20 protein-coding genes are annotated in these 24,551 nt (G+C 41.8%); 7 read left to right on the top strand and 13 right to left on the bottom strand.

Annotated elements, in window-relative coordinates; translation table 11 throughout:
- Positions 1-55 precede the first annotated feature (55 nt).
- The 4 genes from mraY to rsmH are packed head-to-tail and all read right to left on the bottom strand — an operon-like array spanning position 56 to position 4,575.
- Positions 56-1,036 (bottom strand): phospho-N-acetylmuramoyl-pentapeptide-transferase, encoded by a 981-nt coding sequence (gene mraY, locus NML69_RS05055; RefSeq protein ID WP_254725512.1) that lies wholly within the window; start codon positions 1,034-1,036, stop codon positions 56-58.
- Between the two features lies 1 nt (position 1,037).
- On the bottom strand, positions 1,038-3,293 hold the full coding sequence (gene pbp2X, locus NML69_RS05050) for a penicillin-binding protein PBP2X (protein WP_254725511.1): 2,256 nt from the start codon (positions 3,291-3,293) through the stop codon (positions 1,038-1,040).
- A 3-nt stretch (positions 3,294-3,296) separates the two neighbouring features.
- Positions 3,297-3,614 carry a cell division protein FtsL gene (gene ftsL / locus NML69_RS05045; protein ID WP_000840795.1) on the bottom strand — a complete coding sequence of 106 codons (318 nt, stop codon included), beginning with the start codon at positions 3,612-3,614 and terminating at the stop codon, positions 3,297-3,299.
- A 10-nt stretch (positions 3,615-3,624) separates the two neighbouring features.
- Entirely contained in the window at positions 3,625-4,575 is a 951-nt protein-coding gene (rsmH, locus tag NML69_RS05040; protein WP_000159386.1) for a 16S rRNA (cytosine(1402)-N(4))-methyltransferase RsmH, read from the bottom strand.
- Positions 4,576-4,737: 162 nt separating this feature from the next.
- Here rsmH and NML69_RS05035 point away from each other — a divergent pair, with 162 nt between their 5' ends.
- The 4 genes from NML69_RS05035 to NML69_RS05020 are packed head-to-tail and all read left to right on the top strand — an operon-like array spanning position 4,738 to position 6,394.
- Positions 4,738-4,932, top strand: a complete 195-nt coding sequence (locus NML69_RS05035) for a helix-turn-helix transcriptional regulator (RefSeq protein ID WP_001082470.1) — start codon at positions 4,738-4,740, stop codon at positions 4,930-4,932.
- Between the two features lie 15 nt (positions 4,933-4,947).
- A complete protein-coding gene (locus NML69_RS05030) occupies positions 4,948-5,490 on the top strand; it encodes a DUF3278 domain-containing protein (RefSeq protein WP_254725510.1) in 543 nt (180 codons plus the stop codon).
- A 10-nt stretch (positions 5,491-5,500) separates the two neighbouring features.
- Positions 5,501-5,842 (top strand): hypothetical protein, encoded by a 342-nt coding sequence (locus NML69_RS05025; RefSeq protein WP_000838130.1) that lies wholly within the window; start codon positions 5,501-5,503, stop codon positions 5,840-5,842.
- A 12-nt stretch (positions 5,843-5,854) separates the two neighbouring features.
- Positions 5,855-6,394, top strand: a complete 540-nt coding sequence (locus NML69_RS05020) for a DUF3278 domain-containing protein (protein WP_254725509.1) — start codon at positions 5,855-5,857, stop codon at positions 6,392-6,394.
- A gap of 113 nt (positions 6,395-6,507) precedes the next feature.
- On the opposite strand, the gene NML69_RS05015 is transcribed toward NML69_RS05020, so the two are convergent.
- From NML69_RS05015 to NML69_RS05000, 4 genes are read right to left on the bottom strand one after another with little or no spacing between them, the layout of a single operon-like run.
- A complete protein-coding gene (locus NML69_RS05015) occupies positions 6,508-7,131 on the bottom strand; it encodes a TipC family immunity protein (protein WP_254725508.1) in 624 nt (207 codons plus the stop codon).
- A gap of 10 nt (positions 7,132-7,141) precedes the next feature.
- Positions 7,142-8,794, bottom strand: a complete 1,653-nt coding sequence (locus NML69_RS05010) for a T7SS effector LXG polymorphic toxin (RefSeq protein ID WP_254725507.1) — start codon at positions 8,792-8,794, stop codon at positions 7,142-7,144.
- Positions 8,784-9,143: a hypothetical protein gene (locus NML69_RS05005; RefSeq protein ID WP_254725506.1), complete on the bottom strand. Its 360-nt coding sequence runs from the start codon at positions 9,141-9,143 to the stop codon at positions 8,784-8,786. The genes NML69_RS05010 and NML69_RS05005 overlap by 11 nt, the downstream gene beginning before the upstream one ends.
- Positions 9,140-9,418: a TIGR04197 family type VII secretion effector gene (locus NML69_RS05000; RefSeq protein ID WP_254725505.1), complete on the bottom strand. Its 279-nt coding sequence runs from the start codon at positions 9,416-9,418 to the stop codon at positions 9,140-9,142. The genes NML69_RS05005 and NML69_RS05000 overlap by 4 nt, the downstream gene beginning before the upstream one ends.
- A gap of 201 nt (positions 9,419-9,619) precedes the next feature.
- On the opposite strand from NML69_RS05000, the gene NML69_RS04995 reads away from it, so the two are divergent.
- Both NML69_RS04995 and NML69_RS04990 read left to right on the top strand, forming a co-directional pair.
- Positions 9,620-10,096, top strand: a complete 477-nt coding sequence (locus NML69_RS04995; protein WP_254725504.1) for a glutathione peroxidase — start codon at positions 9,620-9,622, stop codon at positions 10,094-10,096.
- A gap of 343 nt (positions 10,097-10,439) precedes the next feature.
- Entirely contained in the window at positions 10,440-16,184 is a 5,745-nt protein-coding gene (locus NML69_RS04990) for an alpha-L-fucosidase (protein WP_254725503.1), read from the top strand.
- 165 nt (positions 16,185-16,349) lie between these two features.
- Here the strand turns inward: NML69_RS04990 and NML69_RS04985 are convergent, their stop codons facing one another.
- On the bottom strand, positions 16,350-17,960 hold the full coding sequence (locus tag NML69_RS04985; protein ID WP_254725502.1) for an alpha-glucosidase: 1,611 nt from the start codon (positions 17,958-17,960) through the stop codon (positions 16,350-16,352).
- Between the two features lie 152 nt (positions 17,961-18,112).
- Here NML69_RS04985 and NML69_RS04980 point away from each other — a divergent pair, with 152 nt between their 5' ends.
- Positions 18,113-19,597, top strand: a complete 1,485-nt coding sequence (locus NML69_RS04980) for a DUF1846 domain-containing protein (RefSeq protein ID WP_254725501.1) — start codon at positions 18,113-18,115, stop codon at positions 19,595-19,597.
- 64 nt (positions 19,598-19,661) lie between these two features.
- Here the strand turns inward: NML69_RS04980 and NML69_RS04975 are convergent, their stop codons facing one another.
- The 4 genes from NML69_RS04975 to NML69_RS04960 are packed head-to-tail and all read right to left on the bottom strand — an operon-like array spanning position 19,662 to position 24,455.
- Positions 19,662-20,981, bottom strand: a complete 1,320-nt coding sequence (locus NML69_RS04975; protein WP_254725500.1) for a glycoside hydrolase family 32 protein — start codon at positions 20,979-20,981, stop codon at positions 19,662-19,664.
- Positions 20,982-20,990: 9 nt separating this feature from the next.
- Positions 20,991-22,607 carry an ABC transporter substrate-binding protein gene (locus NML69_RS04970; protein WP_198459308.1) on the bottom strand — a complete coding sequence of 539 codons (1,617 nt, stop codon included), beginning with the start codon at positions 22,605-22,607 and terminating at the stop codon, positions 20,991-20,993.
- 29 nt (positions 22,608-22,636) lie between these two features.
- Positions 22,637-23,527, bottom strand: coding sequence for a carbohydrate ABC transporter permease (locus NML69_RS04965; RefSeq protein ID WP_198459307.1), 891 nt, complete (start codon positions 23,525-23,527; stop codon positions 22,637-22,639).
- Positions 23,528-23,537: 10 nt separating this feature from the next.
- Positions 23,538-24,455, bottom strand: a complete 918-nt coding sequence (locus tag NML69_RS04960) for a sugar ABC transporter permease (RefSeq protein WP_198459306.1) — start codon at positions 24,453-24,455, stop codon at positions 23,538-23,540.
- Between the last annotated feature and the right edge of the window lie 96 nt (positions 24,456-24,551).

Here is a 24,551-nt window from a genome sequence, read left to right as displayed (position 1 = left end):
AAAACAGGATGAAGAACAACTTCATCCTGTTTTATTTTTGAATCAAAGGTTATTATTACAGCAGGTATAAAACTACTAAGGTCAAGAGACTTGCTAGAAGCCCAACTCCCCAAAAGAAGAAGTCAACCTTCCACTCACTCCAAGGATTGCCCTTGCCTGAGAATCCTCCAAGCTCAAAATGGTGGTGGACAGGTGTCATACGGAAAATACGCTTCCCACCACTAAGTTTGAAGTAGGTAACCTGCATCATAACAGAGCTTGTCTCAAAGACATAGATAATCCCAATCAACAAAAGGGTCCATTCTTGGTGGAGGGCCATAGAGATTGCTGCCAGCATTCCACCAAGAGCCAAACTTCCCACATCTCCCATAAAGACCTTGGCAGGTTTGTGGTTAAAGACGAAGAAGCCTAGCAAACCACCAATCATGGCGAGAATCACAAGAAGGATATCCAGTTGATTTTGCATATAAGCAATCACACCATAGGCCGATAAGCTAATCACCACTGAAATACTTGCTAAGCCGTCGATCCCGTCAGTCAGATTCACCGCATTTGAAAAACCAACTAGCCAGAAAAGGGCAAAGAAAATATAGAAAATTCCCAGATGAACTTGGTATCCAAAGACTGAAAGCATATCGCCACCACGCTCATAAAAGAGGTAGAAAATCACTCCTCCAAGCAACTGGAGAGCAAGCTTTTGTTTAGGATTCAATCCTTCGTTGATTTTACGAAAGACCTTGAGGAAATCATCCAAAAAACCTACCAAACCATACAAAACCAAGATAAACAAAATCATGCCTACATTGTTGGTCAATTGTTGGGTAAAGAGAGCGACAAGGAAGCTCACAACAACTGCAACGATCAGGAAGACAAGACCTCCCATGGTTGGAGTTCCAGCTTTAGCTTGGTGTTGCTTGACATCCTCGTGCATCTGCTGACCTGTAATCTGTGCTTTTCGATAAAATCGGATAAAGGCTGGAATACCTATCAAGGTCAATAGAAAGGCTAGAACTCCAGCACTAATGGAACTAATCATCTTAATCTCCTAAAGTTATTTTCATTTTTTTAATGTCTTTGAGGGCAGTATTGGCACGGACACTTTGTTTCTTGACCGTTTTGCCACTACCTTCCCACTCGACTTCTATATTCAGCCATTTGGCAAATGTTTGCACATTTTCATCTGTCCAGCCATACATATCAGGCATTTCTTCGACCTTATCTGACAGGATCAAGATTTGCTGATTGGCTTCCAAATTATCTCCTTCAGAAACCGAGAGTTCCTTGATCTTGGTTCCTGTTCCGATAACGATTGGTTGGACAAGGTTACGACGCAATTCCTCTGCGAGGTCACCTGGGGTAAAGTCCTTGGTAGCTGGCATGACATAACTTGTCGTCTTGCTGACCTGATCCAAGCTCTTGGCAGTTGACTGAAGATTGAGGGATTCTTTCGTGGCAGAAGCTCGCTCAAGGATTGGGTTGGCAAACTCTCCCAGCTGAACACCCGAATAATGCACTGGCTGTTGCACCGTCACATAGAGGATAAAGTCAGGATTCTCCGCAGGATGCATCGACACAACAGAGAAGATATAGTTGGTTTCACCTGTAAGATAACCCCCATTCTTCTCATCGGCAATCTGAGCAGTCCCTGATTTCAGGGCGACATTCTGACCTGGAACATTGACATTTGGTTTTCCTGTACTGTGGTTGTACATGGTACCGTAGACAGGATCTGTTCCGACCATGACCATGTGCTCCCGAGTAGAGGACGCTGCTGCTTTTGACACAGGATTTCCGACGATTTCCTTTTGGGACTTACGGACAGACTGGTCATTTGGATCATAGAGGGCACTGATAAATTTCGGCTCCAACATAACCCCATCATTGGCAATAGCTGTAAAAGCACGTAGCATCTGGGTCTGCGTTACAGAAATCCCCTGACCAAATGCACTCATGGCAATATTAACAATATTATCTGCAGGCAATTGACCTGAATACTCATCAGTCAGACCAAAACGCGTCGGCACCCCAAACTTAAAGCGGTTTAGATAATCCAACCAAGTAGTATCTCCCATTTTTTGTTCAAGTAGACTCATTCCAACATTACTGGAGTGAGCGAAACCTTGTGAGAAAGTCATCATCCCACCAGTAGTCAAACCATCATTAACATCCCAATCTCGAATCGTCGCATCCGCTATTTTTAATTCGCTGCTATTGAAGTATTCTCCACCTGGGAAAGTATTATTATCAATAGATGCTGCTAGCGTCATGACCTTCATGGCTGATCCTGGTTCGTAGTTACTTTGATAAAGAATATCTCGCCAGACAAAGTCTTTCGTAATACCATCCTTGGTATCGGCATTGAAGGTCGGACGTTGGGTCGTAGCGAGGATTTCCCCTGTTTTAGCGCTGACCAAGGTAGCCGTCATATACTTGCCTTTTACCTTTTCCTGGAAGGCATCCATCTGGGTTTCCATAAAGGATTGCAAAGGACTAGAAAGGGTTGTGTAAACATCCTTTCCGTCTACCATGTGTTGGGAAGCCTGCTCCGTACCCGGAACAATATTTCCTAGACGATCCTTCTCATAGGTGATAATCCCATCTGTACCCGCCAGAATGCTATTTAAGGAACTCTCCAAACCAGATGTCCCAATCAAACGTTTGGTTCCATCCTCATTTTCATGGAGTTGCGCTAAACCGATAAAGGAAGAAGCAAACTGTCCATTGGGATAACTGCGGTTAGGGCTAGTTGTAAAGTCAACCCCCTCAACCCCAGCTGTTTTGAGGTCATTTTTAATGGCCATCATATTGGCATAGGTGATCCCATTTCCCTTGGCTCCAAAAGATACCTGTTTCAGATCTGGTTGAGAAAGCTGTTCTTTGACATAAGACTCCTCCATATCCAGATACTTATGGAAAATTTCAGCTACCTTATTAAATTGAGAATCCTCTACATAGAGGATTTTACCAGTTGCTGACTTGTAGTTCTTGTCAATAACGGCATAGATATTATACGAAGTCGCATCCTCTGCAATAGGTGTCCCATTTCGATCGTATATAGTCCCTCGTTTTGCAGGAATCGTCTTGGTTGTTTGGTGAACCTTGTTAGCTTCTTGAACCAAGTCCTTACCAAATTTTTTACCCGTTACGATGATGGCCGCAAAGTTGACCAAAAAGACCGCGAAGAGTATGACAGCCAATAAACTCAGGCTTTTCCCTACTCTTCGACGATTTTCTTCTGGAGATTTACGGTTACGAACGGCATAACGGATGATTTTTTCTTTCCACTGTTTCATTTCTTACTCCGCTGCTCGGATATTTTCGTTATTTAGCTGCAAATCCTTAGAGTTTGCAATCTCTTTCAAACGTTCTGAACGAATCAATTCATTGACCTCTTGCTTGGCATCGTCTAGCTCGGTTTTCTTTTCTTCGATTTGAGCATTGACCTTGGTCAATTCATTCTGAACTTGTAGTAGCTTGGTCTGCATAAACACAACGCTAATTGCCAGGATAATCATTGTTGCAGCAATCGAAACATAGAAGGCCTTTTCCACACGTGAAAAACCTTTAAATTTCGTTTGCAATAACTGGCTTGTTTTTTCGATTCTTTCTGCCATGTTTTTCCTCTTACTTGTGAATTTTTCTAGCCACGCGCAACTTGGCTGAATGCGAACGATTGTTGGCTTCTAGCTCTTCGGCACTTGGCAAGATTGGCTTGCGGGATACCAATTCCATCTTAGGCTTAAGGTCATCTGGAATGAAGGGCAAGCCTTTGGGAACTTCCACTGTTGAAGCTTCTTTGAATAATTGCTTGGTCAAGCGATCTTCCAGAGAATGGAAGGTAATGACCGAGATTCTACCATCCAAAGCCAGCATGTCCATGGCCTGCTGGATGGATTCATCTGCTGCACCCAGCTCATCATTGACTTCGATTCGGATAGCCTGGAAAATCTGCTTGGCAGGGTGCCCTTTTTTCTTGAGCTCCTTGGCAGGCTTGGCCGACTTGATAATCTCTGCCAACTCCGTCGTTGTCTCGATGGGTTTCACCTCACGCGCTTGCTCAATCTTACGAGCTATCTGTTTAGAGAATTTATCCTCACCATACTTGAAAAAGATCCGAACCAAGTCATGATAGTCATAATGATTGACCACCTCATAGGCCGTCAGACGAGCTTCCTGATTCATCCGCATATCCAGTGGCGCATCCTTTTTATAAGAAAAGCCACGCTCACGCTGATCCAGCTGAGGACTGGACACTCCCAAGTCATAACAAATTCCATCAATTTCCTGGACACCAGCCTCCTGCAAACGTGCCTGCAAATGACGGAAGTTATCCTTGATAAAGGTTACCATCCCCTTTTCGATATAGGGTGCCAACCGTTTTTGCGCATTGTCAATGGCATTCTGGTCCTGGTCAAAGGCATAGAGATGCCCTTTTTCGCTCAATTTACTTAATAAATATTCGCTATGGCCTGCTCCGCCCAAAGTCGCATCAACGTAGATACCGTCAGGTTTTACGTCAAGCATATCAATCGTTTCATGAAGCAAGACCGTTACATGATGAAATTCTTTTGTCATATCTTATCTATTTTACCACAAATCTGACCAGCTTGCACTTGTCAGACAAGGCTAAGTTTCTTCGAAAAAAATTCTCAAAAATATGTCATGTATACTTGACATCTCATCCCCAAAAGAATATAATATAGTCAAATATATACGACATATCAAAAAGGAGACCCTATGAATCGTGTGAAAGAATTCCGCAAGGAACTGGGCATTTCCCAGCTCGAGCTCGCCAAAGATATCGGTGTCTCGAGACAGACCATCAACATGATTGAAAACGACAAGTACAATCCAACCCTGGAACTCTGTCTCAACCTCGCCCGCAGCCTCCAAACTGACCTTAATAGTCTCTTTTGGGAAGACGATTTTTAAAAAAGGAGCAAACAAATGAAAAAAGAAACTCTCACTGAAAAACTCATCAAACGCATATACGGTATCTCTGGTCCCCTTGACGAACACAAACGGCGCGAGGCCGATCGTATCGGGAATCAGGTCTTTATCGTTCTCTTTTATCTGATGACATTTGGCAATCTTATCCCGCTCGTTCTTGCCTATAAATACCCGCAAATTGTCGCTATCGCCTATCCTCTCGTGGTGTTTGGTATTTCGATGGTAGCTGCCCTCTATGTGGTCTCCCAAACCAAGAAAACAGGCATCACAGCCATTGATCCCGAAATGCTGAGTCAAAAAGAAAGCAAGCAGCTACATTTTCCTGGTCTAAGAGCCGGTCTGATCTATGGCATAGCGATATTTTTTATAATGCCATTCATCGATACTCTAACAAGTGAAAATACAAATTTCATCAGTTCTCTTCTGAATTCAAAACATATTTTAAAAACTATACTGGGAGCGTTCTTTTTTGGACTGATGATGCAAATTATCGTCTCTCTTCGCATTCAAAAGGCCAAGAAGGACCAAGAAGACGACTAGGAGGTGTCTTATGAAATCACTAGCTAGACTACTGATCAGTCATGTTTTTATCAGTATCTTTGTTACCTTTTTCCTACTTTCTGGACATATTGAGCATCCTTTCTTGATTATCTTTCTTTTATTCCTTCCTGTATTGAACAAGGGACAGAGATTCCAGAAAATCCAATCAAAAAAAATACGTCTTCTAAACGCATCTCTCTGTTTTATCCTCGTATCCTTTCCACAACTTTTAACAAATCCTATGGATTGGAGATACCTGGTATTTCTAATAATCTGTATCATTTTTAGTTTGGTTTACTTCTATACTCTCTATCAACTCTTTAAAGAAATCAATCAAAAATCGCTCATTTAGGAGATTACTCCCATGAAAAAAGAAGATTTCACCACTCGCTTACTCAAACTATTCTTTCACATACAAGGACCCTTTGATGAATGCCGCCAAGAGATAATCTACAGAGCTTGTGCGCGTTCCTTGATCCAAATCGTTTACTCCTCCCTCCTACTCTTCTTGTTCTATCTCCTATTTGGACGCTTTATAGAGTTGGTTCGAGATGCTATACCCTACCTCTATTTTGGACTCATCTTCATCCTCTCGTCCAGGGCGAGATTAGCAGTTCGAGACTTACATTTGGACAAGGACGACCAGTCCGAGATTCATCACAAAAGCTACAGCAAAAGTCAAATCAAAGTTCGTAGTTGGGGTGTATTTCTCAGCATTCAGCTTGGTCTCTTCCTCTTACTAGTCTTTCATAAACTCTTTGTTCAACATCTCCCCCTTGACACCTTTTGGGAAAATCTCTTCCAAATTGAAAGATTGCTACCTTTGCTAGTATGTGGCCTTGGGACTGGAGCAATCTTTGGAACCATGACCTACGCCTTTTTATCGGAACATGTTAAAAAATAGATCAAGATTCGCTAATTTTTTAATTTATAGGTAAAGAATCCCACCTAGCTCATTCTAGGTGGGATTTCCTCTTCAATTCATAGGATATTTTCCAAAATATCTACTGACCCTCGTCACCAATTCTCCCACTGGGTTTCAACCTTGACATCGCCATAGTTGCTTGGTGAATACTTACTGTCATAAATGGAACACCAGTCCTTCAAAACTTTCTGGTTGACGATTTCGTCGTAATGCTTGTCTAAATCTTCTTTGGATATGTTATATTTTTTTAAATATTCTCTTATTTTTTCTTCATCTTTGAGGTACTCTCCAGCCTTTCTTGGCTCCTCTAAAATTGCAAGTTCTTTCTCTAGAGTCTTACTCTTAATATTGTAATAACTTAAATACCACAAAGAAAACTTTGAATTAACTTTCCACTCAAACCAAATAAACATTCCTTTGTTTATACTATCGAAATTAAACTCTATTTCAGTCTCGGAATAATTTTCAGGAAGATAATTATCAATGTAAATTACCTTGGGAGTATACTTTCCTGTTCCCTGCATATCTTTATCATATATTTCATACTTATGTACTTCAACATCTTTCAGCTTGTTAAAAACATTGTTCCCAAGATAAGTCTTCTCCGTCTCCTGATAAATCTCATCAAAAATATTTTTAGGTTGATGGAAAAAAAAGTAAAAACAAGATGATACGATTATCACGAATAAGGCTACTAAACCTAATATTTTTTTCATCATCATCCTCCTAATTTCCCACAGCTTCTAAGCGATTTAAAAATGTTGATACATCTGAATGGTTTTTATCAATGTACTCTTTAATAGATACCTCACCCTTTTTCAAAATATCTGCTGGCACTAGACTGGAATAGATTGTGCCCCTTACCTTCTTCCAATCTTTATTTTTCAAGAATTCTCTTTCTCTCAGAGTCGAATCCTTCTGAAGGTCAGCATAGTAGGAAGATATAGCTTGGTCATAGGATTGCCCCTCTTGCATGCGGCCGATAAGGTTGACCGAGTCCAAATCCGCCTTGTAGTCATCTTCGCCAATGCTTGGCTTCATATCGTTAGCGTTAAATGTTGTATCTCCCTCCCAACCTGAAAGGTCCTTGACATGCTCTCTACCGCCATAGACGTCGGATAACTGGAAACTGCTAGGATTTAGATGAGTAGCCATAGTGATGGACTGGTGGGTAAAGTCTGCGTGGCCCGCACCATTATTAGAGTATGACTTTAATTTACTGTCCCAAAATTGGTCAAATTTGTTATTTTTGCCATAAACTTTTTCATACTTATCTCGAGCATCACTATAAAATGTAGTTCCTGTTTTATTATCAATTTCCTTCATTTTTTTAACACTACTTCCGCCGCTAGCTAACACATGCTGCAGTCTAAGATTATAAATCATTTTTTTGGCATCTGTTTCTTCTTTGATTCCAAGTTCTTTAAAAATTTCAAAAAGTGGTTTTTCTACTCTCATTTTTTCAACTGTAGATGGACTGCTAACAACCTCATCATAAAAATAATTTTTTAAATAGCCTGCTGTTTCATCCCACTTTGATTCGTTGTAAGACGCCGCACCGACGACTCGTAAAAAGATATAGTCACGGAACTCTTGACTTGAGGTTGGGAACTTCTTGTCTATTCCTTGCTTGATGGTCAAGAGCTGTTGGGCTGTCTCTGCGTCAAAGCCGTATTCTGCCATCATGGTTTGGACAAAGACCTTCTCTTGACGACGAAGTTTTATGTCCTTTGTGTCAGAATAGGCAGATAGGTAGTTGGCCCAAGCCAGATCAGATGGGACTTTAAAGACCCCTGTCTTTGCATCCCAACTCGTTTCAATCTGAGCTAGTCCACGACTCAACTGCACATCGATACTGTCTAGTTCATCGAAAAGTCCTCCTGAATAGCTATCATAGGCACGCAGGTCTCTCAAGATCGTTTCATAGACGCGTTTATTGGCATGGTGTCCTCGCATGAGTTCCACATTACTGCGTCTCAATCTCCCCTTTTCTTCACTATCCATGGTCAAGCTAGAAAGGGATTGGTTGACTTCATCTAGATAGGCAATCATTTGGTCTTCCTGGCGGATCTTATCAAGTAGATCATCCTCACGCCAACTCTTGCTGTCGACCATCGTTTGGTAGTCTTCTGGAAATTTCTTGATAGCTTGAGAGAAGGTTTCTGCATAGAGTTGGCCCCCTTTACTCAAGGGCAGTAGAACACTTGCAAAAAAACTTCTAGCCGAATCATAAGCATCTCCTTTTAGACTCTCTGTGTCCTCTGAAAACTTTTGAATGGCTGATTGCAAGTCTTGATAAGCCTCCACCTGAGATTGGCACATGGTTACTACACTTGAACTTTGAAGTTGTGATTGTTCCAAGTACATATCAATGCCCATGACGTGTCTCCTCCTCTCTTTCTAGTTCCTTGCGTCTTTCATAGTAAACCGCATCCAACTCTCCCTCTAACCGGAACTTTTCTTTCTTCAAATCATCCATGTGGTAGGTGAGGTCCTCAAAGATTTGGTTTTTGAGATGATTTCTCTGCAGGAGCGTTTCTTCCAACTGTCCTGCATATCGGCTCTGATAGGCTGCCTCCCACAAATCACTTTGATAACGGTGGCTAGCTCTATCATATCCTTCAAAGGTTTCTATCAGTTCTTTGGTGCGATATTTCTCTTTTCCATTGTCTTCTAGCTGGTACAAGAGTTCTCGCTCTCTTTTCTTCAACTCATCTAACTTGCTCATGTATGACTCCTAAAACCATTGGCCGCAGCCACATCTAGCGCCTCAAAATCACTCGCTACAGAGTGAAGTCGTTCGGAAGTTAGGGTGACAGCAGCCGAAATCTGACTAGCTAGATTTTGATCCTTTTTCAGACATTGATGGGCCTTGTTATTCCCTTGAAGAGTCGTTAAGTCATCCTGACTAGCCGCAGCGATCGCTGTTAACGATTGACAAGCATTTTTAAGCTGAGTCGCATATGTTTGCGCAAGATTTAGATCACTTTTTACTGTTGACATGACTGTTTTATCCTTTTTCTCATTCCCTAGTGATAGGTACACTCCATTTAGCTACATAGGCCTATTATACCATGTTTCATAAAAGGAGCATCATTTTGTCCTGATTTATGTACAATTATGTATTTTTTCAACAACTTCTCTCATCCAACTCGACGAAAAGGGTAAAAACTGTTACAATGTAGAAAAAGAAAAGAGGCCCTCATGACCAGTATATATGATTTTTCTGTTTTGAACCAAAACAACCAAGCAACTCCCCTGGAGACCTATCGTGGCAAGGTTCTCTTGATTGTCAACACTGCTACAGGATGTGGTCTAACGCCCCAGTACCAGGGACTCCAAGAACTCTATGAACGCTATCAAGATAAGGGCTTTGAAATCCTAGATTTCCCTTGCAATCAGTTCATGGGACAAGCACCCGGCAGCGCAGAGGAAATCAATAGCTTCTGCAGTCTACACTATCAGACCACTTTCCCTCGCTTTGCCAAGATCAAGGTCAACGGCAAGGAAGCAGATCCTCTTTATGTTTGGCTAAAAGACCAGAAGTCTGGCCCGCTAGGAAAACGAATCGAATGGAATTTTGCTAAGTTTCTCATTGGTCGAGATGGGCAAGTCCTTGAGCGCTTCTCTTCCAAAACAGACCCCAAAACCATCCAAGAGTCTCTCCAAAAGATACTCTAATTTCTTTTTAAAACGTGTCCTTTCATTTAGTTTGAGACTTGAAAGGATGCTTTTTTTCTTTAAAAAGTAGCTTATTTTCTTTAATTTATATTTATTTTTTGCTTTTTTGCTATTGCATTTCTTTCATTAATTTAGTATATTTGTTATATTAAAAACTTTTAGTCATTTTAAGGGAGAAATAGCCTATTAAATTTTTTTATCTTAAAATGAAAGCGCTTTATACAAAGGAGGTAAGGTGGCTTACAAATTACCAGAGAGTTGTTTTCCTTAAATCAAGTTGTAACCAAGTCAGACTTGGGCTTGGGCAGTAGCTGACTGCCTTTCTAAAAACTAGGAGTATATTATGAATCGATACCTTTTTGAAAAAGGGCAAACATTTAGCATTCGGAAGTTGACTGTAGGTGTGGCCTCTGTTATCGTCGGACTGGCATTTTTTGCTTCTGGAACTGTGCGTGCAGACGAAACGTCTCCTACCACGACATCCAATTTAGATCAGCAAATTGAACAAGTCGCAGATATAGAAGAAAGCAAGGCTGAACCAGTCAAAGAAGAAGGCCGTGTAGAAGCTGAAAAACAAGAAACACCTGCTGCCGATACCAACAGTGCTGACTTGCTCCCTGAAGACGTTCAGGACCGTGCCTATCCCGACACACCTGTCAAAGAACTCGATACGACTACTATCGTTGACCAAAAAGCTAGTCCAAAAGTAGAAACTAAGAGCATTCTAAAGGATAAGGAAGAAACTCCAAAAGAAGCTGAAAACGGAAACCGTGCCATCATTAACGGTGGACAAGACCTCAAACACATCAACTACGAGGGGCAACCTGCCACTGCTGCTACTATGGTTTACAGCACTTACAATGCAGGAGAACAACGCTACCTCGTTTCAGGCTCAGGTATCTTTGTAGCCCCTAATCTAATTCTTACCGTTGCTCATAACTTCCTAGAGGCCAATAAAGAAACTGGCGAAGGTCACATTCGTGGTGGAAAATCTGCCCAGTTCTACTATAACGTTGGTTCAAACAGCGAAAAGAAAAACTCACTACCTTCTTCTGGAACTACGGTTTTATTCAGAGAAAAGGACATCCATTTCTGGAACAAGAAGGAGTTTGGAAAAGGCTATAAGAACGACCTTGCTCTTGTAGAAGCTCCTATTCCTCTTCCGATTGCTAGTCCAAACAAAGCAGCAACCTTTGCACCTTTAGCGGATCACAAGACGCATCAGCCAGGAGAAGCCATCAGTACGATTGGCTACCCAACTGACTCGAGCTCAAAAGAACTGAAACAGCCTATCCTAGCTGGCCAACTTTACAAGGCAGATGGGAGCATCCGATCTGTTGAGTCCTATGATGATAAGGGAACGACCGGTATCACCTACCAAACCACTTCTGTATCTGGTTTGTCTGGTGGTGGAATTGTGGATAGCCAAGGAAAAGTTCTGGGGGTTCACCAACACGGAACCGTTGACAATGGTGTTCCTGAAAAGGATCGCTTTGGTGGCGGACTCGTCCTTTCACCTGAACAACTGAAATGGGTTAAGGACATGATTGCCAAATATGGTGTGAAAGGCTGGTACCAGGGAGACAACGGAAATCGTTACTACTTTACTGATGAGGGGCGTATGCTTCGGAACGAAACAGCTGTTATCGGAAGCAACGAATATTCCTTCAACCAAGATGGGATTGCTACCTTGACCAAGGGAGTTGAATACGGACGTGTGGTTATCCAACACGAAGACGAAGAAGGAAATCCTGTCAAAGATAATGACACCTTTATCGAACAGACAGCTGTTGATTCGCCATTTGACTATAATTTTAAAAAAGAAATCGAGAAGATGGACTTCTATCAAAAGAATAAAGACAAATACGAAATTGTATCCATTGATGGCGTAGCAGTCAATAAACAGCTAAAAGATACTTGGGCTGAAGATCACAATGTTGTCAGCAAAGCGCCTGCCGGTATACGTGTCATCAAGGTGGTCTATAAAGTCAACAAAGGCTCCTTCAAAGTTTACTACCGTCAAAAAGGAACCACTACTGAACTAGCGGAAACGACAGTTGATAACAATGACGGCCAAGAGTACGATGTTTCCTTTGTCAACACCTTCCATGCAAAAGACATTGCTGGCTACCTTCCAGTCAAGACTAGCCTGGAAGCAACCATCCAGCATAAAGGTGTGAATGAGGTCGTCTTTGAATACGAGCCGGTCGCTGATACGGCTAATCCAACGACTCCGACTCCACCAGTCGCTCATCCAGAAGATAAAGAAACCGAGATTGGCAACCATGGACCTCTTCCAAGCAAGGCCCAACTCGATTACCACAAGGAAGAATTGGCAGCCTTCATCCACTACGGAATGAACACCTATACCAATTCTGAATGGGGAAATGGGAAAGAAGACCCTCGATACTTCAATCCAACCAACTTGGATACTGACCAGTGGATTCGCACTCTGAAGGAAACTGGCTTCAAACGAACCATTATGGTTGTTAAACACCACGACGGATTCGTTGCTTACCCTTCTAAGTATACGAATCATACCGTAGCTGCTAGCCCATGGAAAGATGGTAAGGGTGACCTTCTCGAAGAAGTTTCCAAGTCTGCTAGCAAGTACGACATGAACATGGGTGTTTACCTATCCCCATGGGATGCCAATCATCCAAAATACCATGTCGCAACCGAAAAAGAATACAACCAATACTATCTCAACCAACTGAAAGAAATCCTTGGTAATCCAAAATACGGTAATAAAGGGAAATTTATCGAGGTTTGGATGGACGGTGCGCGTGGTAGCGGTGCCCAAAAAGTAACCTATACCTTTGATGAATGGTTCAAATACATTAAAGAAGCCGAAGGAGATATCGCCATCTTCTCTGCTCAGCCGACAAGCGTTCGCTGGATCGGAAATGAACGGGGGATCGCAGGTGACCCTGTATGGCATAAAGTCAAGAGAGCTAACATCACAGACGATGTGAAAAATGAATACCTCAACCATGGTGACCCTGATGGTGATATGTACTCTGTAGGGGAAGCTGACGTTTCGATCCGTTCAGGCTGGTTCTACCACGACAATCAACAGCCGAAATCACTCAAAGAGTTGATGGATATCTACTTCAAGTCTGTTGGTCGTGGAACGCCACTCCTTCTCAATATTCCACCAAATAAAGAAGGAAAATTCGCAGATGCGGATGTGGCTCGCTTGAAGGAATTCAAGGCAACCCTAGACCAAATGTATGCGACTGACTTTGCCAAAGATGCCACTGTAACAGCAAGTTCTACTCGTCAAAACCACCTTTACAAAGAAAGCCACCTCACAGACGGTAAAGATGACACCAGCTGGGCGCTCTCAAATGATGCCACAACCGGTAGCTTTACAGTCGATTTAGGACAAAAGAGACGCTTTGACGTTGTCGAACTCAAAGAAGACATCGCCAAAGGTCAACGTATCTCTGGTTTCAAGATTGAAGTCGAAATCAACGGACGTTGGGTGACTTACGGGGAAGGTTCAACTGTTGGTTACCGTCGCTTGATTCAAGGTAAACCTGTAGAGGCACAAAAAATTCGTGTGACCATCACAGGAGCACAAGCTACACCAATCTTGAATAACTTCTCTGTCTACAAAACACCAAGTAGTATCGAAAAGACAGACGGCTACCCTCTTGGACTTGAATACCACTCAAATACAACAGCGGATACAGCCGGTACAACTTGGTACAATGAATCTGAAGGTGTTCGTGGCACTTCTATGTGGACCAATCAAAAAGATGCCAAAGTCAGCTATACCTTCACAGGAACCAAGGCCTATGTCGTCTCTACAGTCGACCCAGGTCATGGAGAAATGTCCGTCTACGTTGATGGCCAAAAAGTTGCGGATGTGCAAACTAAGAACGCTAGCCGTAAACGTAGCCAAAAAGTCTTTGAGACAGGCGATTTAGCACCAGGCCAACATACCATTACCCTTGTTAATAAAACAGGTGAACCAATTGCTACAGAAGGAATCTACACCCTAAACAATGATAGCAAGGGAATGTTTGAACTCGAGTCTACCAACTACGAAGTCGAAAAAGGAAAACCAGTCACTGTTAAAATTAAACGTGTTGGTGGAAGCAAGGGAGCTGCTACTGTTCGCTTTATCACAGAACCTGGAACTGGGGTTCACGGTAAAGTTTACCAAGATACAACTCAAGATGTGACCTTTAAAGACGGAGAAACAGAAAAGACTGTGACCATCCCAACGATTGACTTTACAGAACAAGCCGACTCTGTCTTTGACTTCAAAGCCAAGCTCACTTCTGTCACTGATGGTGCCCTGCTCGGTTTTGCTACCGATGCAACCATCCAAGTGATGAAAGCTGAATTGCTGATCAAGGACCAAACAAGTTATGATGACCAAGCTAGTCAGTTGGATTACAGTCCTGGCTGGCACCATGAAACCAATTCGGCAGACAAGTACCAAAAAACGGAGTCTTGGGCTTCCTTTGGTCGCTTAACTGACGAGCAAAAGAAAAAGACAACCGTAACAGCTTACTTCTACGGTACTGGTCTTGATATCAAGGGCTATGTCGATCCAAATCATGGTATCTACAAAGTCTTTCTAGATGGCAAAGAAGTTCCTTACCAAGATGGCATGGGAAATGCTTCAACCATTGATGGCAAGAAATACTTTAGCGGTCACGCTGCCCAACGCCAAGGCAATCAAACTCTGGTTAGCCTAAAAGGTCTGGATGAAAACTTGCACGCAGTCACCCTTCAACTCGATCCTGAACGAAACGATTTATCTCGAAATATCGGTATCCAGGTAGACCAATTTATCACTCGTGGCGAAGGTAGTGAACTCTACAGCAAGGCAGATATCATCCAGTCTATCTCTAAATGGAAAGATGATCTGTCAAACTTTGATCCAGCAGGTTTGAAAAATACGGCTACTGCACGTCAAGCTTTCCAAGCAAATCTAGAAAAATTGAGAAACCAACTCAGTACAGAAGCTGTGGATGTTCAAGAAGTCATGTTGACTGTCAGCGCCTTACAAGATATCCTGTCCAAGGACGAGAACTATCAAAGAGGCCAAGAGGAACCTAGTCCAGCGCAACCGGAACAGCCTGAAGAACCTTCTAAACCTGATCAACCTGCTGAACCAAAACAACCGGAAATTGAGTACGATAAGGCTATGGACAGCTTGACGAAAGCTATCGAGAAAAAAGTCGCTGAGCTTGGATCCAACAAGGAAGCTAAGAAGCAATTGCTAACAATTGCTGACCAAGCCATTGCTGCAATCCAAGAAGCTAAAACCCAGGAAGCAGTCAATCAAGCGCTAAAAACTGCTCTCGAACAAATCAGCAAGCTCGAAGCAGCTCAGCCTGAGAAACCTGCTGAACCTGAAAAACCAACTCAACCGGAAACTCCGGCTCAGCCTGAAAAGCCAGCGCAACCGGAAACTCCAGCGCAACCGGAAAAACCTGCCGAGCCTGAAAAGCCAGCTCAGCCTGAAAATCCGACTCAACCTGAGAAACCGGCGCAACCGGAAAAACCTGCTCAGCCTGAAAAACCGACGCAACCTGAGAAACCAATTACTTCTTCAAGTCCTGAGGAAGGGGTTAAAGATCTTGTCTTTACACTTCCAAGTTTGGAAATCGTCAATAAGATCGTGCCGTTTAAGACTATTCGTCGCGAAAACCCACAATTAGACAAAGGAAGAGAGCAGGTTCTATCAGAAGGAAAAGACGGTCTCTTAGTCGAGTATGTTGAAGTGGACGGTGACAATCGCAAGGTTCTCCAAACAGAAGCAACTCCAGCTATAGATCGAGTGATTGAGGTAGGTAGCAAACAAAGCTCAGTTGGTACAGAAGCGCCACCAGTTGTGACTCTTCCTGAGTATGTTCTACCAAGAGAGACTGAAAAACCTACTCCAGCCGTAACAGATAATTCATCAGCAAAAGATGAAAAAGCTTCTGTCACAGCTACAATCAAAGAAGACAAGGAAAGACTACTCCCTGCAACTGGGGAACAAGAAGCAACTGCCTTCCTCTTCTTGGCAGCCATTACTTCTATCTTGTCTCTCCTCATCTTCCAAAAGAATTTCAAAGACTAATAACCCTCTTTGATTAATTCTTTTCCATTATTTCAGTTCCCCCGTTGAGAAGACCATTTGGTCTTCTCTTTTTCTATCTGTAAAATTAAAAAACATCTACAAATTAAACAGCACCCCAAAAGTCAGACAGAAAAAATCTAACTTTTGGGGTGCTGTTCACTAATTTTAATCCGTTAGTTCCACACAGAAAGCATCCCATGGAGCTAAGGTTTGTTTTTCAACTGCTTCTTTAGCAGTAGTGTTTTCAATCAAGATCGACTTAACTCTTCCTTCTACTGAAAAGTTTTGTTTCTCATTGGACAAGTTGGCCACAACTAGGAAGCGGCGCTCACCGTCCTTACGGATATAAGCAAAGACCTTATCAGCCGTATCAAGCAATTCAAAATCAGCTCGAATCAGCCAGCTGTTCTCCTTGCGAATTTGAACGAGTTTTTGATAAGTATAGAAAATAGAATCTGGATTTGCCAGTGCTTCTTGAACGTTGATTGCTTCGTAGTTTGGATTAACTGCCAACCAAGGTTGACCTGTTGAGAAGCCAGCATTTTTGCTTTCATCCCATTGCATTGGGGTACGGGCATTATCACGACTAATGACACGGATGCTGTCCATGATTTCTTCAATCGGAACGCCTTTTTCAAGAGCTTCACGCGCATAGTTGAGGGATTCAATATCTTCTACTTGGTCCAGTGTTTCAAACGGATAGTTGGTCATCCCAATCTCTTCACCTTGGTAGATATAAGGCGTCCCTCTCATGAGATGAAGCAGGATTGCAAAGGCTTTGGCGGATTTTTCACGGTATTCTTGGTCATTTCCCCAGATAGAGACGATGCGAGGAAGGTCATGGTTGTTCCAGAAGAGGGAATTCCAGCCGTCTTCAACTCCTAACTCAGTCTGCCATTTGTTGAAAATTTCTTTTAATTTCCCTACATTTAGTTCTTTTTGATAGTGCCACTTAGGTTGCCCTTCCTGATACTGAAGACAGATATGCTCAAACTGGAAGACCATAGACAATTCTTGACCCTTTGGATCAGAGTAGAGCTTAGCAATCTCGGGCGTTGCTCCCCAGGTCTCCCCTACTGTCAAGAGATCCTTATCTCCAAAGGTCGCCTGATTCATTTCCTTGAGATAGGGATGGAGCATGGGACCATTATTAACCACCTTCTCATCAGGAATTTTCCCAATCATGTCAATAACATCCATACGGAAACCGCCAATGCCTTTATCAATCCAGAAGTTCATCATCTCGTAAATTTTCTGGCGTAGTTTTTCATTCTCCCAGTTGAGATCAGGCTGTTTCTTGCTGAAAAAGTGAAGATAGTATTGACCTGATTTTTCATCGTATTCCCAAGCAGACCCACTAAAGATAGACTCCAAATCATTAGGCTCATCTCGCCAGATATAGTAGTCACGTTCAGGGCTGTCAGGATTTTCACATGCCTCGACAAACCAAGCATGTTCATCTGAGGTATGATTGACCACCAAGTCCATGATAATTCGAATGCCACGCTTCTTAGCTTCTGCGATGAGTTGGTCCATGTCCTCCATGGTTCCGAAAATAGCTGCAATCGCTTGATAATCGGCAATATCATAGCCATTATCATCCATCGGACTGTCATAAACGGGAGAAAGCCAAATCGCTGTGATTCCTAACTTAGCTAGATAGTCTAACTTACTAGTAATTCCTGGTAAATCGCCAATCCCATCTCCGTTGCTATCCATGAAACTCTTTGGATAGACTTGATAGACTACGGCATTATGCCACCATTTTTCTTGCATCTTCTTACCTCATTATTTTAATAATCTATAGTCTATGATAGCGCTTTTTTAAACTTAGTGCAAGCGTTTGCTCAATCTTTTTGATTTCTTTTTTAGCTCCGTAGTTTCCTAACTCCCAATTTTTTATTATAATAGAGGTCAGAGGTAAAAAAATGAAAAAACAAGCTTTTAGTTCTGAACAATATCTGAATCTACAGCGCGACCACATTTTGGAGCGCATTAACCAATTTGATGGCAAGCTCTATTTGGAGTTTGGTGGCAAAATGTTAGAAGATTTCCACGCTGCTCGTGTACTTCCTGGTTATGAGCCTGACAATAAAATCAAGCTCTTGCAAGAATTGAAAGAGCAGGTTGAGGTTGTGATTGCCATTAATGCTAGCAACATCGAACATTCCAAATCACGTGGTGACTTGGGTATTTCCTATGACCAAGAAGTTCTTCGTTTGATTGACAAATTCAATGAGCTGGGAATTTTTGTTGGTTCGGTTGTCATCACACAATACGCTGGCCAACCCGCTGCAGATGCCTTCCGCAATCAGTTAGATAAAAACGGGATTGATTCCTATCTTCATTATCCAATCAAAGGATATCCGACTGATATGGACCACATCATCTCTCCAGAAGGCATGGGAAAAAACGACTACATCAAAACCAGTCACAACTTGATTGTCGTAACCGCTCCTGGACCTGGTTCTGGAAAATTGGCCACTTGTATGTCAAACATGTACCACGACCAACTCAATGGTATCAAGTCTGGTTACGCTAAATTTGAAACCTTCCCAGTCTGGAACCTTCCCCTTCATCATCCAGTCAACTTGGCCTATGAGGCTGCCACAGCAGACCTTGACGATGTCAACATGATTGACCCCTTCCATCTCCAAACCTACGGAGAAACCACTGTCAATTACAACCGTGATATCGAAATTTTCCCAGTACTCAAACGTATGTTGGAACGCATTCTCGGTGAATCTCCATACGCTTCACCAACAGACATGGGTGTCAACATGGTTGGCTTCGCTATTACAGATAATGAGGCTGCTATCGAAGCCTCTAAACAAGAAATCATCCGCCGTTACTATCAAACAGTTCTTGACTTCAAGGCTGAAAAAGTCGGGGAATCTGCTGTCAAGAAAATCGAGTTGCTCATGAACGACCTCGGTATCACACCTGCAGACCGTCAGGTTGCTGTCGCTGCACGTCAAAAAGCTGAAGAAACCGGCGGGCCTGCCCTTGCTCTCGAATTACCATCTGGTGACATTGTCACTGGTAAAAACTCAGAACTCTTTGGTCCTACAGCTGCCGCCTTGATCAACGCCATTAAGAAATCAGCTGATATCGCTAAAGAAGTAAAACTAATCGAGCCTGAAGTTGTCAAACCAATCCAAGGCCTTAAAATTAACCATCTCGGTAGTCGCAATCCACGCCTGCATTCAAATGAAATTTTGATTGCGCTAGCCATCACAGCTATGGAAAATCCTGATGCTGCGCGTGCCATGGAAGAACTTGGCAACCTCAAAGGTAGCGAAGCCCACTCAACCATCATCTTGACAGACGAAGACAAGAACGTCCTTCGCAAACTAGGTATCAACGTAACCTTTGATCCATTCTACCAATACGATCGCTTGTATCGAAAATAAAGAAAAATTCTCTTTCTAGCAAACTAGAAAGAGAATTTTTTCTTTAGGAGAAATAACTTAATTTTTAATTGATTCGTAATGGCTCAGCTGGCACTGTTAAGTAATAAGTTGCAGTCAAGCTTGCTTCACCTTGATTGACAAAAATCTCGATGGAATTTTTATCTAGAATAACTTCCAATTCCTTAGCTTCAATATCTACATATCGTCGGCTTGTATCCTGTTCTTCTTCCCCACGAATCTCTTGAGCAATATGGCTACGATCAATGTAAACTTGCTGCGCCTTACTATCATAACCAAATTCAAGATAATCTGTATCATTTCCTAAGCGGTAACGGCAATCTTTATCTATTTGGATTTGATATTGGCCTTTTTTAATAGGGAATTGTCTTAGTTTGCCATCTTCCAATCGGAGAATTCTAGGCACAGTCATGACACCAGCCCACTTGTGACCCTGATCATGAGTTGGAAGTGTACGCCCCCACATCTGCATCCAAGCAATCATAATACGACGATTTTGGTCATCTAACAATGTTTGAGGCGCATAGAAGTCCTGACCATGGTCGATTTCTTCTACTGTCTCAGGAATGAACTGTTTAGCTGCCCAATCTACCTTACCTGTAACCAAAACTGAAGAATTGATATTGTGGTAAGAATCACCCTCACGTTGATAACGCATTGGTGACATAATGATACAGTCTTTTCCATCTAACTCAAAGTAATCTGGGCATTCCCACATAAAGCCTTGGTGTTCTACCCCTTTTAAAAAGATGGATTCGAACTGCCATTCTACTAAGTTATCGGACCCTAGTAGAACGACACAGCCCACATTATCTTTATGTTTGGCAGCTACTACGGAGTAAAAGTGTCCATCTTTCTCAAAGAGTTTTGGATCACGGAAATCAGCAGCGATTAGCTCATCTGGCAAATCTGCTCCTGTTGCAACTGGATTTTGAGAAATCTTTTCAAAGTGAATCCCGTCGTCTGAAAATGCCATATTTTGCACTTGTCGGACACCGGTTTCTTCTTCGATGTGCCCAGTATACATGAGCCAGAGGCGATCGTCTTTGACGATAGCTGATCCTGAGAAGCAACCATTGCGGTCGTAGTCTTGGTCAGGAGCAAGTGCCACCGGCAAGTGCTCCCAAGTCACCAAGTCCTTACTTTTAGCATGACCCCAGTGCATTGGTCCCCAGACACTATCATAAGGATAGAACTGATAAAAGAGATGGTACTCTCCACGAAAATAGACAAATCCATTTGGATCATTGATCCAGCCAATCTCAGCTGAAAAATGTTCTTCTGGCTTAAATTGATGATTAACAAGATGTTTATTTTCTGCTATAAAACGATTGGCTTTTTCTACTGTAAATGTTCTATCAACCATAATCAACCTCTAGTTCTTATTTGCTTGATATTGATCATAGTATTTTTGCTTGATAGTGAGGTAGTCTGAAAGTCCGTATTTTTCAAGTTCTTTCTTATAGTCTTCCCACTCAGTATCAATATTGCCATTGACAATCCATTCAGCTCGTTTACGGTAGATATAATCATTCATATCTGCCTCGATGTGGGCAATCTTGTCCAAATCTTCCTGAGTCATGAAGGCTCTCGGATAGTTATTATCATTACTCATGTAAGGCACATAGTATTGTTTGATGAGATCTAAACGCCATTTGGCATCATCTGGCATAGTTGTCACTTTACCATAGTAAGAGTCCAAGATAGCAAGCGGCCCACCAACTTCAGTTTTTTGACGAAGTTCTGCTGGTGCAGTTCCGTTTAGTGGCAAATGTTTGAGGCTGTTAGTTGCTTGGTCAAATTCAAAGATATTTTGTTGCTTGTCATCTCCATAAGTTCCCCAGTTGTTTTGAACAGATTGAAGAGGTGCGTATTGGGCATCAATCCATTTAGCTGTCAATTCAAGGTTTTTGTTGACACTAGTGATGACCATCTTATCACGCGCAAATCCCATACCATTTGTACGAGCTACATGTTTTTGACCACTTGGACCAGCAAGGACAGGTAAAACATCATAGCTATCATTGCTTCCTGTGACATTGTTCTTGTCCCACGTGAAATAAACACCGTATTTTTGATCATGACCTTTAGCAATATAACCATTCCAATCGTGTTCAAAAGCTTCCTTATCAATCAAGCCTTTTTCTTGCAATTGACGGATGAATTTCACACCTTCTTTATAGTCATCGTTATCTGCTGTAAAGTCAACTTTCCCATCATTTCCAACTACGATATGATCATCGTTATCCCCGACACCAAAGGCTCCAAAGAGGAATTTAAAGTCTTCATTTCCGTTTCCACTGATAAAAGTAAATGGAATTTCGTCTGCTTCACCGTTCCCGTTTGGATCTTGCGTTTTAAACGCTTCTAAGACTTTGATAAGTTCATCAGTAGTTTTTGGCATTTCAAGCCCAAGTTTTTTAAGCCAATCTTTGTTAATCCAGGCCATATCGTTAACACTGTGGATAGACTCTTTGCCAGATCCAAGTTCTTCAATCCATGGGAATGAATAGATATGTCCATCAGGTGCTGTCATCAATGCCTTATATTCTGGATTTTCATCCATAATTTTTTTTAGATTTGGCATGTATTTTTCAATTAAATCTTCAACTGGAATGATAACCCCTTTCTTAGCCCAGTTCATCAAGTCCACATCTGAAGCACCGTCATTGTGGATAGCGTCTGGCAAATCACCACTAGAAATATCCAGGTTTCTCTTTTCTGCAAAATCTGATTGGTAGTTGGTCCACTCAATATGAACCCCTGTTTCCTTCTCTAAACGTTGCAAAATCAGCTTTTCATTTGGGTCTTTAGGAGCTAGTGGTGAGCTAGCAGTCATAAATTTCAAGGTTTTTGTTTCTTGAAGTGGGAATGTTACGCCCTCCAACTTATAATCTGGACTAGAAGCTGTATTTTTAGAGCCACAGGCTGCAAGCACCGCTAAACTAGCTGTCAACAAAACTGCTGATTTTGAGAATGTTTTGAATTTCATGATAAAACTCCTTATTTTTTTCTATTTTATTAACCTTTAAGTGAACCAGCCATAATTCCTTTATCAAAGTATTTTTGGAAGAATGGATACATAACGATCAATGGTAAGCTTGAAATGACAATGGTTGCATATTTGATCAATTCAGCCAAGCGTTTCATTTCATTCATGGCTGCCTGCGCTCCAATCATGTCCTGACCTGGTTGGCTTTGAATGAGAATTTTACGAAGAACCAGTTGCAATGGTTCCAAGTTTGGATCCTTGATATAAATCATTGCATCAAAGTATGAGTTCCACTGACCAACAAAAGCGTAAAGAAAGAGAACGAACATAATTGGTTTTGCAAGAGGAAGCATGATTTTAAAGAATATCTGTAAATCATTTGCTCCATCAATGACCGCAGCTTCAACCAATTCTTCAGGCAATCCTTGGAAATAAGCTCTAGCAAGAATAATATTCCAAACATTGATTGCACCTGGTACGATAATAGCCCACGGGGTGTTGAGCATGCCCAAATCTTTTACCAATAAGTAAGTTGGAACCAAACCTCCACCAAAGAACATGGTCACAATAAGGAAATAGTTAATCCAACGACGCCCTACTAAATCTTTTTTAGATAAAGGATAGGCAGTGAATACCGATAGTAAGACTGTCAACGTTGCAAAGCCAAAAGAATAGAGCAATGAGTTAATAAAGCCTTTTAGAATGGATTGGTCACTAAATACACGCTGATACCCTTCTACTGTCCAGTCCGCTGGATTAAAACTAATCCCCCTACTAACCAAAACTTTCGGATCCATAAAGGATGCCACTACGATATAAAGTAAAGGAAGCAAGGTAATCAAAACGATAAAGACAATAATGATTTTGTTTAAGAGCAAGATACGTCTATCAAATTTTGTATCCATGATCGAATTTTTCATGTTTTCCTCCTTAAATTCCTTCACCATTATTCATACGTTTAACGATTTGGTTAACAGCGACTAGCAAGACCACATTAATCACTGCATTAAACAAACCGACAGCTGTTGAGTAAGAATAATCTCCCGACACAAGACCAACTTTATAGACATAGGTTGAGATAATTTCAGATGTTGGAAGGTTTAGAGATGTTTGCATCAAGAAGGCCTTCTCATAACCGACATTCATAATGCCACCTGCCGCCAAGATAAACTGGATAACCATGATTGGCTTCAAAGCAGGAAGGTCAATATGCCAGATTCGTTGGAAAATATTAGCACCATCAAGTCTAGCGGCTTCTACCAAGGCAGGATCGACGTTCACCAAGGTCGCTGTATAGAGTGTCGAAGCCCAACCCATTCCTTGCCAGATACCACTAAAGATATAGAGCGGACGGAAGAAGTCTGGATCCGTTAGAAAATCCGCTTTGATACCAAACATAGAAAGAAAGCTATTGATTGGTCCTCCAACTGAAAAGAAGAGGAAAATCATTCCGACAATAACAACTACAGAAATAAAGTTTGGAGCATATAGAATAAGCTGAATCCGTTTCTTAACTTTTTCACTCAAGAGCTGATTGAGCATAATCGCAAGTATAATTGGTGGTAAAAAACCAAGCAACAAGCCATAAACACTCAATTTAAGAGTATTAGCCAACAAGATTCCAAAGTTGGGTGAAGACAAAAATTTTGTAAACTCAGAAAATCCTACCCAGTCACTTCCCATAATTCCTTTTAGGGGATTATAATCTTTAAAGGCTATCAAAACACCATACATAGGAATGTACTTGAAGATAAATGTCAAAACTAAACCGGGGACGGTCATCAATAACAAGAGTTTCTGTTTCTTGATTCGTTCCCAAAGAGAAACTTGCTTCGCTTTGCTATTCATAGCAACCTCCTTTTTGAAACGTTTCAATTTTGTTTCAGAAAAGATAGCGCACGGCGCTCTCTAATCATTATTTGAAACGTTTCAATTTTGTTTTAA

The sequence above is a fragment of the Streptococcus sp. CF8-6 genome (assembly GCF_024295845.1).
Classification (GTDB): domain Bacteria; phylum Bacillota; class Bacilli; order Lactobacillales; family Streptococcaceae; genus Streptococcus; species Streptococcus oralis_BO.
This window is presented reverse-complemented; position numbering and strand designations above follow the sequence as displayed.

Excerpts from the sequence above, each read along its gene's own strand:
- NML69_RS04975 (WP_254725500.1), bottom strand. The coding sequence starts at position 20,981 with ATGGTTGATAGAACATTTACAGTAGAAAAAGCCAATCGTTTTATAGCA.
- NML69_RS05005 (WP_254725506.1), bottom strand. The coding sequence starts at position 9,143 with ATGAGCAAGTTAGATGAGTTGAAGAAAAGAGAGCGAGAACTCTTGTAC.
- NML69_RS05010 (WP_254725507.1), bottom strand. The coding sequence starts at position 8,794 with ATGGGCATTGATATGTACTTGGAACAATCACAACTTCAAAGTTCAAGT.
- rsmH (WP_000159386.1), bottom strand. The coding sequence starts at position 4,575 with ATGACAAAAGAATTTCATCATGTAACGGTCTTGCTTCATGAAACGATT.
- NML69_RS04970 (WP_198459308.1), bottom strand. The coding sequence starts at position 22,607 with ATGAAATTCAAAACATTCTCAAAATCAGCAGTTTTGTTGACAGCTAGT.
- NML69_RS05015 (WP_254725508.1), bottom strand. The coding sequence starts at position 7,131 with ATGAAAAAAATATTAGGTTTAGTAGCCTTATTCGTGATAATCGTATCA.
- NML69_RS05030 (WP_254725510.1), top strand. The coding sequence starts at position 4,948 with ATGAAAAAAGAAACTCTCACTGAAAAACTCATCAAACGCATATACGGT.
- NML69_RS04995 (WP_254725504.1), top strand. The coding sequence starts at position 9,620 with ATGACCAGTATATATGATTTTTCTGTTTTGAACCAAAACAACCAAGCA.
- NML69_RS05020 (WP_254725509.1), top strand. The coding sequence starts at position 5,855 with ATGAAAAAAGAAGATTTCACCACTCGCTTACTCAAACTATTCTTTCAC.
- NML69_RS05035 (WP_001082470.1), top strand. The coding sequence starts at position 4,738 with ATGAATCGTGTGAAAGAATTCCGCAAGGAACTGGGCATTTCCCAGCTC.
- ftsL (WP_000840795.1), bottom strand. The coding sequence starts at position 3,614 with ATGGCAGAAAGAATCGAAAAAACAAGCCAGTTATTGCAAACGAAATTT.
- NML69_RS05000 (WP_254725505.1), bottom strand. The coding sequence starts at position 9,418 with ATGTCAACAGTAAAAAGTGATCTAAATCTTGCGCAAACATATGCGACT.
- NML69_RS04990 (WP_254725503.1), top strand. The coding sequence starts at position 10,440 with ATGAATCGATACCTTTTTGAAAAAGGGCAAACATTTAGCATTCGGAAG.
- NML69_RS04980 (WP_254725501.1), top strand. The coding sequence starts at position 18,113 with ATGAAAAAACAAGCTTTTAGTTCTGAACAATATCTGAATCTACAGCGC.
- mraY (WP_254725512.1), bottom strand. The coding sequence starts at position 1,036 with ATGATTAGTTCCATTAGTGCTGGAGTTCTAGCCTTTCTATTGACCTTG.
- NML69_RS04965 (WP_198459307.1), bottom strand. The coding sequence starts at position 23,527 with ATGAAAAATTCGATCATGGATACAAAATTTGATAGACGTATCTTGCTC.
- pbp2X (WP_254725511.1), bottom strand. The coding sequence starts at position 3,293 with ATGAAACAGTGGAAAGAAAAAATCATCCGTTATGCCGTTCGTAACCGT.
- NML69_RS04985 (WP_254725502.1), bottom strand. The coding sequence starts at position 17,960 with ATGCAAGAAAAATGGTGGCATAATGCCGTAGTCTATCAAGTCTATCCA.
- NML69_RS04960 (WP_198459306.1), bottom strand. The coding sequence starts at position 24,455 with ATGAATAGCAAAGCGAAGCAAGTTTCTCTTTGGGAACGAATCAAGAAA.
- NML69_RS05025 (WP_000838130.1), top strand. The coding sequence starts at position 5,501 with ATGAAATCACTAGCTAGACTACTGATCAGTCATGTTTTTATCAGTATC.